We start from the raw sequence: 12,850 nt of genomic DNA on the forward strand, positions 1-12,850 counted from the left end.
TCGAGAGCACTTCACAGCACGGTTTTATTCCGTGGCGACGTACTGTGTCCGATGACCCGATGACCCCTCGAGAAACCTACCCCCAAGAGCGACAACGCGAGCGAACGGGTGACCGCGTCCACCGCGCCCAACTCGAGCAGGTCACGGAACGCCTCGAGGCGACGGAACGACGGCTCACCCAGCTCCAGAACACGGTTCGAGCCGTCGCCCGCGAAGCGGACGTTACGGTGAGCGGACCCTGCGGGCGCTGTGGTCGAGTCAACCTCCTCGTCACGGACGGGGCGTTACACTGTCCGATGTGTGGCTATCGTCGATCGCTGTAGAACGTCGCGGCAGGTCGTGCGTTTTCCACGATCTCACTACTCTTCTCGAGTCGTGTCCCGTCGGTATCGTTTCGACTAGGAGTCGGATATCCACGAATCGTCAGCGAGGTCTGCTATCCACGAAACTCCTCGAAGAGGCGGTCGTGATTGCACCTCAAGCCATTACCGGTGGAGGTGACAGGCGGCGAAGTGCGTTCCCTCGCCGTGTTCGGACTCGAACTCGTAGCTCGGACGCTCCTGTGCGCAGATGCTCCCCTCGGCGAAGCTCTCGAGCAGCAGTTCGGTCGCCTCGGTCCACGCTTCTCGAGTCTCCTCCGGTTCGAGTTCGTCCTGATCTCCTCGTCCCGTCGCGACGAGTCGGATCGCTTCGTCGACGATTTCGCCCGCGTCGCCTCTCGGAGAAACGTCTCCGAAGAACCGCTCGCGGATCTCCGACTCGTGTGCCGGTTCGAACGTCCGACGCTTGACCGCGCGCATGAACGCCCGCGTCGCCTCCCACTCTCGCTCGGCGAACTCGTAGGACTCGGGCGCGATCAGCTTCGGACACCGCGTCCGGAACCGACAGCCCGACGGCGGATCGATCGGGCTCGGTACCTCTCCCTCGAGGACCCCTCGAGCCCCCTCGTCTCGCGGATCGGGGACGGGGATCGACTCGAGGAGCGCCTCCGTGTAGGGGTGCTGTGGATTCTCGAACAATTCCGTCTTGTCGGCGAGTTCGACGATGTGTCCGAGGTACATCACCGCCACGCGATCGGAAATGTGGCGAATCACCGAGAGGTCGTGGGCGATAAAGAGGTAGGTCAGGCCGAACTCCTCCTGTAGCTCCTCCATCGTGTTCAACACCTGCGCCTGAATCGAAACGTCGAGCGCCGAAACCGGCTCGTCGCAGACGATGAAGTCGGGATCGACCGACAGCGCTCGAGCCAAGTTGACCCGCTGGCGCTGGCCGCCGGAGAACTCGTGTGGATACCGATTGTAGTGATTGGAGTCGAGCCCGACCTTGTCGAGTAAGAATTCGGCGCGATCCCGTCGAAGCGTCTCCTTCGACGCCGCGACGGAGACGTCGACGCGAATCGTCCCGTCTTCCGACATCGCAACGTTCGCCTCCAGCTGATCCGAGACGCTCGCGGTAATCTCGCCGTCCGCGCCTCGAGTCACCCGAACCGGGACGGTCGCAACCTCGTTCTCCGGATCGATCACCATGTCGATATCGTCGGCAACCTCGACCTCGACCGGTTCCGATAGTTCGATCGCTTCGACTTCGGCCGTCGTTTCGACCTCGGGATCCGACTCCGGCATGCCGTGTGCCTTCATCGGTTCTTCGACGATCTGCCCGACTTTCATCCGGGGATCGAGCGACGATTGAGGGTCCTGAAAGATCATCTGGATCTCCGAGCGCTTCTGGCGGAGGCGCTCCCCGCTCAGTTCCGCGAGATCCTCTCCCTTGAACTCGATGCTCCCGTCGGTCGGCTCGAGCAGACGGAGTATGGTCCGTCCGAGCGTACTCTTCCCGCAGCCGGATTCGCCGACGAGACCGAGCGTTTCCCCCTTCTCGATATCGAACGAGACGTCGTCGACGGCCTTGACCTGATCCGTTCCGGTGCTAAACGGCGGGAACGATCCAGGGTCGAACTCCAGTCCCGCGAGCAGTCCGGAATCCGAACCGAAGTGTTTTTTCAAGCTGTCGACCTCGAGCACCGTCTCGCCCATCTCGATGCGTTCTTCCTCCTGGGGTGGTGCGTCCTGACTTCCGACCGAATCACTCATCGTCCTCACCTCCGACACCGCTTCCGGCGGCCGCAACCACGTCCGGTTCGGCGTCGATCGGCGGGCTCTCGTCGTAGCCGACGTCGAAGGCGTCGCGCTTGAGACAGGCCGACCGGTGCGGATCGCCGTCGACGGTGTCGACGACCTTCGGGTCCGGGTGGACGCGAGTACAGACTTCCTTCGCGTCGGGACAGCGCGGGTGGAATCGACAGCCCGACGGCGGGTTGATCGCCTCCGGCATCATGCCCTCGATCGGCTCGAGCTCTTGGACCGTTCGATCGGGTCGGGGCATCGAGTTCAACAGCGCGTTAGTGTAGGGGTGACTGGTTTCGTAAAAGAGCTCGTCGACGGGCGCTTGCTCGACGATTTCGCCGAGGTACATGACGTTCACTCGGTCGCAGATCTCGGCGACGACGCCGAGGTCGTGGGTGACCCAGATGAAGCTCGTGCCGTACTTCTCCTGTAGGTCGTCGACGAGATCCAGGATCTGGCCTTCGACGGTGACGTCGAGGGCCGTCGTCGGCTCGTCGGCGATGATCAGGTTCGGTTCGCAGGCCAGCGCCATCGCGATGAGCACCCGCTGGCGCATCCCGCCGGAGAACTGGTGTGGGTACTCCTCGTAGCGCTCTTCCGGATCGGGAATTCCGACCTCTCGGAGCATTTCGATCGCTTCCTCCTTGGCCGCCGCCCCCTCGAGGTCGCGATTGAGTTCGATGAACTCCCGAAGCTGTCCGCCGACGGTGAACACCGGGTTCAGCGACTCCATCGGATCCTGAAAGATGACCGCGATTTCGTTGCCGCGGATCTCTCGGCGCATCCGTTCGGGTGAGAGCATATCTTCTCGCTCGCGGAGTTCTCCGTCGGGGCCCTCCTCGAGGCCGAAGATCGTCTCGCCGTTGTAGGTAATTTCCCCGCCGACGATTTCGCCCGGGCTGTCGATCAGTCGCATCAGGCTCATCGAGGCGACGCTCTTACCGGCCCCGCTTTCGCCGACTAGCCCGACGATTTCGCCCTCGTTGACTTCGAACGATATTCCGTCTACCGCGCGCACTGTGCCTGTTTCCGTGAAGAACTGCGTCTTGAGATTTTCGACGCGTAGGAGTGGTTCAGTCATTGTTAGTCGTCAATTTGGGGATCGAGCGCGTCCTGGATGCCGTCGCCGAGGAGGTTGAATCCCATAATCGTGATTAGAATCGCGAGCCCCGGCCAGATCGAGAGCCAGATGTTCGAGAGCATGTGGCCGTGAGACACCCGGAGCATCTCGCCCCAGTCCGGCGTCGGCGGTTGGGCTCCGTATCCGAGGAAGGAGAGCCCCGCGACGATCAGGATCGTCACGCCAATCTGCAGGGTCGCATACACCATGACGGGCGCGAAACTGTTCGGGATGATGTGTCTGAGGATGATGTTTCGATCCTTTACGCCGGAGGCGCGGGCCGCTTCGATGTAATCCATTTCGCGGACGCTCAACACTTCGCTCCGGATGATTCTGGCGAACACCGGTATGAACGCGATCCCCACCCCGACGATGGCGAACTGGATGTCCGGGCTTCCGCCGCTGATCAACACCGTAAAGACGATGATGAGGACCAGCGGTGGGATGGCGTAGACGATTTCGACGGATCGCATCAGGATGTCGTCGACGATGCCGCCGTAGTAACCGGCGACTGCGCCGATGATCGTCCCGCCGAGCAGGCCGATGAGCGTCGAGAAAATCCCGACGCTGACGGACACTTGCGCCCCGTAGACGATACGGCTGAGATAATCTCGTCCGTCGGGGTCGGTTCCGAGCGGGTGGGCTATCGAGCCGTCGGCGTGGAACACCGGCGGCTGGTTGCCGTCCGTCTCTCCCGGCGGCGGGATCCGTTCGGGATCCTCGAGAAGCGGGAGCGCTTCCGCAAACGTAAAGTCGGACACCCGCCCGAACGTGATGACAGAAAGATTGCTGTCGATCGCCGTGTACGCGGAGATGAACAGGACCACACAGACGACGTACAGCCCCCATCGCGCGGTCGTGTCTTCCAATACTTTCGAGATCGTGTACCGCCATCCGTACTGGTTCTCGGCACCGCCACCCGAATCGCCGCTGACTTCGCTTTGTGATTCGACGGACATGATTATTCTTCCTCCCCGTAGGTCACTCGCGGATCGATGTAGGCGTAGGAAATGTCAGTGATGATGACGCCGATCACGAAGATGAACCCGATCACGATCGTGATTCCCATAATAAGTTGATAATCTAGTTCCTGAATTGCCTCGATCAACAGTCGGCCCATTCCGTTGATGTTAAACACGTATTCGATCAGGACGGCGCCGCCGAGTGCCGTCGAGAGATTGAGGCCGATAATGGTGATGATCGGCAACTGTGCGACCTGGAAGGCGTGTTTGCGAAGAATCGTTCGCTCCGGAACGCCGTAGGCCCGCGCGAGCTTGACGTACTCTCCCTGTAACGAGTTGATCATCTGTGTCCGTTCGACTCGCATTAGCGTCGCCATCTGGAGCGTGCCGAGGGCGATCATCGGCAATAGGAGGTGCCGAAGAACGTCGTAGAAGTGAGTTAGATACCCGAGGAAGCTCGTATCGGCGGGCGTCCGCCACGGATAGACCAGCCCGCTCGAGGGAAGCACGCCGAGCGTGACCGAGAAGATCACGATCAGCATGATGCCGATCCAGAACGACGGCGTGCTGACCCCGAACAGCGCGACGATTCGCGAAATGTGGTCTGCAGGTTCGTTCCGCCGTTTGGCGGCCAAAATACCGAGCGGAATCGACGTGACTATCGCGAACACGTACGCCGAGAGAACGAGCAAGAGGGTCGGTCCGATTCGGTCGAGCATCAGATCGCGTACCGGTCGGTCGCGGTGAATACTGTGTCCGAAATCGCCCTGTACCAGTCCGGCCATGTAGTTGAGATACCGCTCGTGGAGCGGTTGATCGAGGCCGTATCGTTCTTCGACCGTTCTGACGAGTTCCTCGTCGACTTCCTGTCCGTGGAGCATCAACTGCACCGGATCTCCAGGGGCGAGATTCGCAAGAATAAACGTAATAAGCGTAATCCCGATCAGAACGGGGATCGATTGAACGAGTCGGTAGATCGTGTATCGAAGTAATCTCATCGAAAGTGTGTATGTGTGTGCAATTTTTTCGTGGAACGATAGCTAAATATCCCTCGAAATTAGTCGCGGCTCAGCGTCGGTGTGTCGATCAGTCGTCGTCGACCCAGACGTTACTGCCGTCCGAGACGATGTTCGGGTTGTACTGCATCTGCGGGTGGACGTGCATGTCCTTGACGTACTCCGCAGTGGCCATCGAGTTGTGTTCGGTGTAAGCGGGCAGTGCCGGTAACTCCTCGAGAACCTCGTCGATGAGTTCGATGTAGAGCTGTTCTCGCTCCTCTTGGTCGGCGGATTCGCGCGCTTCGAGGATCTTGTCGTGGAAGTCGCCCTGACCTTCGTAGAAGTGCCCCTGATTGGTACTCTCCTGGCTCTCGTGGAAGTTGGGGTACAGGTAGTAGTCCGGATCCGGACCGCCCGTCCAACCGACGATGTACGCTTCGTAATCGTCAGGATCGCCGTCGCTGTAGATCGTCTCTTCGAGCATCTGGCTGAACTGTCGCGTCTGGACCTCCATGTCGTAGCCGATTTCGTCGAGCCGCGAGGCGACGCGCTCTGCGAGCGTCGCTCGCTCGTCGTCCGGTGCGAGGAACGTCGGATTCCAGTCGTCCGGCGCGTGCTCGTCGAGCAACTCCTGGGCGAGATCCGGATCGTATTCCGGATACGCCTCTTCCCATTCGTCGAGCGGGAAGTCCCACAGCTCGTTCGAGATGGGCGATGTCGGCGTCACGATCGGCATCGCCGAATTGTTGAGGTACGTCTCGACGTAGTCCGTCATCGAGAACGAGTGTGCGATCGCCCGTCGAACTTCCGGAATGGCCGTCCCCGCTCCCTCGTTACAGTTGAAATAGACGTAGGTGACGGACGGACTTTCGGAAACGTGGACGCGAACGTCGTCATCGTCCTCTAAGTTGCCCCAGTCGTCGTTCGGAATATCCCCGATCGCGTCGGTTCCGCCGCTCAGCATATCGCTGACGCGGCCCGGGTCGTCGACGTTGTCCTCGAACCGGATCGCTTCCATGAGCGGTTCGGGCTCGTCCCAGTAGTCGTCGTTGCGCTCGAGTTCGACGTACTCGTTGTACTCGAAGTCGCTCCACATGAACGGCCCGGAGCCGACCGGGTTCGTGTTGAACTCGTCTCGGTCGTCGGTCCGCGTGTCCTCGGGGACGATTTCGACCGCTTGACTCATCGTCTCCCACGGGCCGTACGGATGCTGGAGATCGACTTGCAGTTGGAGGTCGTCGATTACCTCGATATCCTCGACCATGTCGTAAGAGGAGATATTCGGCGTCTCCTCTTCGACGGGCGCGCGGAACGAGTGAGCGACATCCGACGCCGTCAGTTCGGTTCCGTCGTGGAACTCGATTCCGTCGTGGATCTCGTAGAGGTAGCGCGTTCCGTCGTTTTCGACGTCCGGGAAGTCAACGGCGACTTTCGGCTGTAGTTCCAGTTCGTAATCGTACTCGTAGAGCCCGTCGTAGATCAGCATCGCGATCTGCATGCTGTAGGCGTCGTTCGAGACGACCGGATCGAAGTCCTCGGCCCGCTCGAGTTCCTGCGTGTAGGTCATCGTGCTGTCTCGTACGGCGTCCGGGTCGTCCGGCTCTTCTCGCTCGTAGTCGTAGTCTTCGGGATCGAGAATTTCACCGTCCCCGTCGTCGTCACCGTTTCCACCGATACACCCCGCGAACGCCGCAGCAGAAGCTGCAACACCGGAGGCGAGCACCCGCCGCCGCGAAAGGTCTGATAGCTTTTTCGCCATTCTAGCGTAAATGGTGCAATATTTCCCTATATATGTTTTGGTAGGGCGCGGATATCCAACGTGATGTTCAGATATTCTAACGATATGATACATACATCAATGTCTCATTTTCACCATTTTACGCGGCTGATTATGATAATGAACATCTGTGTACATCCTCTCGATTATCTCGACGGTATGGTCGTTCAGCCGCTCCGCCGTCGCGATACGTCTCACGTCGATTCGTTTGTCCCGGACCGGCCGTTCATCCCCCGAGACCGAATTTGCGAGCAACCGATGACCTTTTTCACCTTCCGAACACTGTACGTTCGTATGGACTATCGAGCCGTCGAAACCACGGACGAGTACGTCGCCCGCCTCGAGACGGGCGCAGACTGGCGACGCGAGATCGAGTCGCTCGCGGCCGACGTCGACGCGGGTGCGGCCTGGTTTACCGCACTCGGTGCCGTCCAGGACGCCGAACTCGCGTTCTACGATCAGGACGACCTCGAGTACTACTCGATCGACGCGGACGAACCGCTCGAGGTTGCGAGCTGCGTCGGAAACGTCTCCTGGCTCAACGGCGACCGCTTCGCGCACACGCACGTCGTCCTCTCGGACGCCGACGGCGAGACGATTTCAGGTCACCTCAACGAAGCGACCGTCTGGGCTGGCGAAGTGTACATGCGCGTCTTCGAGAACGATTTGGAGCGCGAGCACGACGAGACGACTGATCTCGACCTCTGGCTCTGAGATGCGCGAGGAAGACCGGCAGTATTTCTCGCGGCTGGAATCGCAACTCGACGAGGCGTTCGACGTCGCAGAAACCGCCAAGGGACGCGGCGGGGACCCCGAGCCCGAAGTCGAAATTCCGGTCGCAAAGGACATGGCGGACCGCGTCGAAAACATCCTCGGCATCGACGGGGTCGCCGAGCGCGTCCGCGAACTCGAGGGCCAGATGAGCCGCGAAGAGGCGGCGCTGGAACTCGCGAAGGACTTCGCCGAAGGAACCGTCGGCGATTACGAGACGAAAGCGGGCAAGATCGAAGGCGCGGTCCGAACCGCCGTCGCCTTGCTGACCGAAGGCGTCGTCGCCGCCCCCATCGAGGGCATCGACAAAGTAGAACTCCTCACGAACGACGACGGCACGGAGTTCGTCAACGTCTACTACGCCGGCCCGATCCGCTCCGCCGGTGGCACTGCACAGGCGCTTTCGGTTCTCGTCGGCGATTACACCCGCGCACTCGTCGGTATCGACCAGTACGACGCACGCACCGAGGAAGTCGAACGGTACGCCGAGGAAATTTCACTGTACGACAAGGAGACCGGGCTCCAGTACACCCCGAAGGATCCGGAGACGAAGTTCATCGCGAACCACCTCCCGATCATGTTAGACGGCGAGGCGACCGGCGACGAGGAGGTCTCCGGATTCCGCGATCTCGAGCGGGTCGACACCAACTCCGCCCGCGGCGGTATGTGTCTCGTGCTCGCCGAAGGAATCGCGCTGAAGGCACCGAAAATTCAGCGGTATACGTCTCAGCTCGAGGAGATCGATTGGCCGTGGCTCCAGGATCTCATCGACGGGAACTACGACGGCGATGACGCCGGCGGAGACGAAGCGTCGGACGAGTCGGCGGCCGACGACGGCGATAATTCCGAAGCCGCAACTGACGAGGCCGAACCGACGCCCGACGTCGAGGGACCGGTTCGACCGGATCCCTCGAAGAAGTTCCTCCGGGACTTGATCGCCGGACGGCCCGTTTTCTCACACCCTAGCGCCGAAGGCGGCTTTCGACTGCGCTACGGTCGCTCGCGAAATCACGGCTTCGCAACCGGCGGTGTTCACCCGGCGACGATGCACCTGGTCGATGACTTCCTCGCCACCGGAACGCAGATCAAAACCGAACGGCCGGGGAAAGCCCACGGCGTCGTTCCCGTCGACTCGATCGAAGGGCCGACTGTCAAACTCGCCAACGGCGACGTTCGAAAGATCGACGACCCCGAAGAGGCGCTCGAGATCAGAAACGGCGTCGAGGAAATCCTCGATACGGGCGAGTACCTCGTCAACTACGGCGAGTTCGTCGAAAACAACCACCCGCTCGCTCCCGCCTCCTACGTCTACGAGTGGTGGATTCAGGATATGGACGACGCCGGGGCCGACACCCAAGCGCTCCTCGACGATCCGCGAATCGACGCGGAGCACCCGCCCGCGGAGAAGGTCCTCGAGTGGGCGCTCGAGTACGACGCGCCGCTTCACCCCGACTACACCTACCTCTGGCACGACCTGTCCGTCGACGGCTTTTGTGCGCTCGCCGAGGCCGTCTCGAACGGTCGACTCGAGAGCGCCGGCGAGACGCTCGTTCTCGAACGAACCGAAGCGGTTCGAGACGCCCTCGAAACGATCGTCATCGAACACCGCCAGCGGGAGGGCCGACTCGAGGTCGACGACTGGATTCCGCTAGCCAGGACGCTCGGCGTTACTCGGAACGACGACGGAGAGCTCGAGCGGACGTGGACTGGCGACGATCTCTCGGAACGAGCGCGAACCTGGGGACGCTCCGCTGATGACGGAGAGAGCTCCGACGATAGTGACTCTTCGAGCGACGGTACGGAGGCTGGCGACGAGACGGAAGCCGCTGACGAGGAGAAAGCGGAGGAGGGCGGGACCTACTCCGGCGAGAACGCGATCGAAGCGGTCAACGAGATTGCGCCCTTTAGCGTCCGGGAACGCGCGCCGACCCGGATCGGCAACCGGATGGGTCGACCCGAAAAATCCGAAAGTCGCGACCTCAGCCCCGCGGTCCACACGCTGTTTCCGATCGCCGAAGCCGGCGGCGCACAGCGCGACATCGCCAAAGCTGGCAAACACGCCGAAACGATGTCCGATACGCCCGGCGTCGTCGAGGTCCAGATCGGTCGTCACTACTGCGAGACGTGCGACACGGAGACGTTCAAGAATCGCTGTCCGGAGTGCGGTTCCCGAACCGAACCCGATTATCGCTGTCCCTCCTGTGACTCGGCGATCGAACCCGACGAAGCCGGTCGCATCGAGTGCGATCACTGCGAAACCGAGGCCACCTGCGTCGAAAATCGGGCGGTCAACCTCCACGAGGAGTACCGAAACGCCCTCGAGTCGGTCGGCGAACGCGAGAACGCCTTCGACATTCTCAAAGGCGTCAAGGGGCTGACCTCCGCGAACAAGATTCCCGAACCCATGGAAAAGGGGGTCCTCCGGGCGAAACACGGCGTCTCCTCGTTCAAAGACGGCACCGTCCGCTACGACATGACCGACCTGCCGATCACGTCGGTTCGCGCGAGCGAACTCGACGTCAACGTCGGCCAGCTGCAGGCCCTCGGCTACGAGGAGGACATTCACGACGACCCGCTCGTCCACGAGGATCAGCTCGTCGAGCTCAAGGTTCAGGATATCGTCCTCTCGGACGGCGCGGCCGAACACATGCTCAAAACGGCCGGCTTCATCGACGATCTACTCGAGCAGTACTACGGTCTCGAGCCCTTTTACGAACTCGAGGAACGCGAGGAACTGGTGGGCGAACTCGTCTTCGGGATGGCACCCCACACGAGCGCGGCAACTGTCGGAAGAGTAATTGGTTTCACGAGTGCGGCTGTCGGATACGCGCATCCGTACTTCCACGCCGCGAAACGCCGCAACTGCGACGGTGACGAAGATTGCGTGATGCTTCTCATGGACGGTCTATTGAACTTTAGTATGAGTTTTCTGCCAGATCAGAGAGGGGGGAAGATGGATGCTCCCTTGGTCATGTCCTCGAGGATCGACCCCTCCGAGATCGACGACGAAGCCCACAACATCGATATCGTCTCACAATATCCTCGGGAGTTCTACGAGGCGACCCTCGAGATGGCCGATCCGGGAGAAGTGGACGTCCAGATCGCCGAAGAGACCCTCGGGACGGATCAGGAGTACACCGGCTTTTCCCACACTCACGACACGACCGACATCGCGATGGGCCCCGACCTCTCGGCGTACAAGACGCTGGGATCGATGATGGACAAGATGGACGCCCAACTCGAGCTCTCGCGAAAACTCGAGGCCGTCGACGAAACGGATGTCGCAGAACGGGTCATCGAGTACCACTTCCTGCCGGACCTGATCGGTAACTTGCGTGCCTTTTCGCGCCAGGAGACGCGGTGTCTCGACTGCGGCGAGAAGTTCCGACGGATGCCCCTGACCGAGACCTGTCGGGAGTGTGGCGGTCGCGTCAACCTCACCGTCCACCAGGGATCGGTGAACAAGTACATGCAAACCGCGATCGAAGTCGCCGAGGAGTACGACTGTCGACCATACACGAAACAGCGCTTAGAGGTGCTCGAGAAGGCTCTCGAGAGTATTTTCGAGAACGATAAGAACAAGCAATCAGGTATTGAGGACTTTATGTGAGCCACCGTTTGGAAACTGGAAACCACCGCTGTCCCTTTATGCAGTTTCGTGTAGACGGGTAGCCCATGGTCGACGATACGACACGCCTCGGATTCGGAACCGACGTCTACGCCGAAGACGGGACCAAAATCGGACGGATTCGCGGATTCGACGAAGACGGGTTCTACGTCACGCTTCGGGAAGGACTCGAGGGGATGAGCGTCGAACACGTCCGCTCCGGAAAGAACTTCGGCGAAGCGGAACTCATGTGGCGCTGCTGGGAGTGCGGCGAGATGGGCAAGCTCGATCACGATATACCGGACAACTGCCCGAACTGCGGTGCCGAGCGGGAGGAAATCTACTACTGGACCGAAGATTAAGCCGCTCGGAGAACCGATCGAATTATCTCGAGGCCGGCTCCCCGTTCGGCCGCTCGGCGGAGACGAAAACGGTTTCACCTCGCTCGCTCGACCTCGAGGCATGCAGATCGTCGTCTTCGGAGCCGGAAGTCTCGGGAGCCTCCTCGGTGCGGTGCTCGCGCGCGAACACGATGTCACGCTCGTCGCCCGCCAAGCTCACGCCGCCGCGGTTCGCGAGTCCGGCCTCCACCTCGAGGGCGAACTCGAGGGCACCGTTCACCCCGACGCGACGACCGACGGGACGGGCCTCGAGGCGGATATCGCGATCTTGACGGTCAAATCGTTCGACACCGGATCGGCGGCGAAACCGCTTTCGACGGGAACGTTCGACGCCGTCCTGTCAGTGCAGAACGGAATGGGAAACGAGGAGACGCTCGCGGCCCACCTCGAGACGACTATTCTCTCGGGAACCGCGACGTACGGAGCGATGCTACGGGAACCCGGTGTCGTCGAGTGCACGGGAGTAGGCGAAGTCGTTTTCGGCCCCGGCGGCGGTGGCCGTTCCGCGCTCGCGGATCGAGTGGGCGACGCGTTCGAGCGGGCGGGCCTCGAGACGACCGTCGCCGAGGACATGCCGTTTCGTCGATGGAAGAAACTCGCGGTTAACGCCGGAATCAACCCGATAACGGCGCTGACGGCCGCGGAAAACGGTGCGGTGCTCGAGCCGCCGGCGAACGCAATCTCGCGGAGCGCAACCCGTGAAACGGCTCGAGTCGCCCGCGCGAACGACGTTTCGCTCTCGAACAGGGAGGCCCTCGAGGCCGTCGAATCCGTGGCGAGGGCGACGCGAAAAAACACCTCTTCGATGGCTCAGGACGTGCTCGCCGGACGCCGAACCGAGATCGACGCGATCAACGGCTACGTGATCGACCAGGCCGAAAAACGGGGGATTGACGTCCCGACGAACCGGCTTCTCGCAGCACTCGTCCGGACGTGGGAAGACGGTCGTTCCGCAACTCGGACGTCGCGGCGACGCTGAATCTTGTGAACCATTGATCGCGAGCGTTGTCCGACCTCTTTGCTCGGTGCAGAACCACCAGTAACTGCTCCGCAGAGCCGATAACAATAGTTACAAACGTCGCGTAATCGAC

Annotated in this window: 10 protein-coding genes; 5 read left to right on the forward strand and 5 right to left on the reverse strand. The window is 61.2% G+C overall.

From position 1 onward, the window contains the following. Window positions 1-44: 44 nt before the first annotated feature. On the forward strand, window positions 45-323 hold the full coding sequence (locus ACZ5C7_RS08445; protein ID WP_464375894.1) for a hypothetical protein: 279 nt from the start codon (window positions 45-47) through the stop codon (window positions 321-323). A 162-nt stretch (window positions 324-485) separates the two neighbouring features. On the opposite strand, the gene ACZ5C7_RS08450 is transcribed toward ACZ5C7_RS08445, so the two are convergent. The 5 genes from ACZ5C7_RS08450 to ACZ5C7_RS08470 form a co-directional block, all read right to left on the reverse strand. Beyond that, complete coding sequence (locus ACZ5C7_RS08450) at window positions 486-2,090, reverse strand: ABC transporter ATP-binding protein (protein WP_464375895.1); 1,605 nt, start codon at window positions 2,088-2,090, stop codon at window positions 486-488. Then, on the reverse strand, window positions 2,083-3,204 hold the full coding sequence (locus tag ACZ5C7_RS08455; RefSeq protein ID WP_464375896.1) for an ABC transporter ATP-binding protein: 1,122 nt from the start codon (window positions 3,202-3,204) through the stop codon (window positions 2,083-2,085). Before ACZ5C7_RS08455 ends, ACZ5C7_RS08450 begins: the two co-directional genes overlap by 8 nt. A gap of 2 nt (window positions 3,205-3,206) precedes the next feature. Next, window positions 3,207-4,202, reverse strand: a complete 996-nt coding sequence (locus ACZ5C7_RS08460; protein WP_464375897.1) for an ABC transporter permease — start codon at window positions 4,200-4,202, stop codon at window positions 3,207-3,209. A gap of 2 nt (window positions 4,203-4,204) precedes the next feature. Beyond that, window positions 4,205-5,203, reverse strand: a complete 999-nt coding sequence (locus ACZ5C7_RS08465) for an ABC transporter permease (RefSeq protein WP_464375898.1) — start codon at window positions 5,201-5,203, stop codon at window positions 4,205-4,207. An 88-nt stretch (window positions 5,204-5,291) separates the two neighbouring features. Next, entirely contained in the window at window positions 5,292-6,962 is a 1,671-nt protein-coding gene (locus tag ACZ5C7_RS08470) for an ABC transporter substrate-binding protein (protein WP_464375899.1), read from the reverse strand. 312 nt (window positions 6,963-7,274) lie between these two features. Here ACZ5C7_RS08470 and ACZ5C7_RS08475 point away from each other — a divergent pair, with 312 nt between their 5' ends. The 4 genes from ACZ5C7_RS08475 to ACZ5C7_RS08490 all read left to right on the forward strand — a co-directional run bounded on the left by ACZ5C7_RS08475 (window position 7,275) and on the right by ACZ5C7_RS08490 (window position 12,738). Then, window positions 7,275-7,694, forward strand: coding sequence for a PPC domain-containing DNA-binding protein (locus tag ACZ5C7_RS08475; RefSeq protein WP_464375900.1), 420 nt, complete (start codon window positions 7,275-7,277; stop codon window positions 7,692-7,694). A gap of 1 nt (window position 7,695) precedes the next feature. Next, window positions 7,696-11,361: a DNA polymerase II large subunit gene (locus tag ACZ5C7_RS08480; RefSeq protein ID WP_464375901.1), complete on the forward strand. Its 3,666-nt coding sequence runs from the start codon at window positions 7,696-7,698 to the stop codon at window positions 11,359-11,361. 65 nt (window positions 11,362-11,426) lie between these two features. After that, window positions 11,427-11,720, forward strand: a complete 294-nt coding sequence (locus ACZ5C7_RS08485) for a DUF7130 family rubredoxin-like protein (RefSeq protein WP_464375902.1) — start codon at window positions 11,427-11,429, stop codon at window positions 11,718-11,720. Window positions 11,721-11,820: 100 nt separating this feature from the next. Beyond that, window positions 11,821-12,738 (forward strand): ketopantoate reductase family protein, encoded by a 918-nt coding sequence (locus ACZ5C7_RS08490; protein WP_464375903.1) that lies wholly within the window; start codon window positions 11,821-11,823, stop codon window positions 12,736-12,738. Window positions 12,739-12,850: the final 112 nt, after the last annotated feature.

Source organism: Halostagnicola alkaliphila (genome assembly GCF_055379965.1).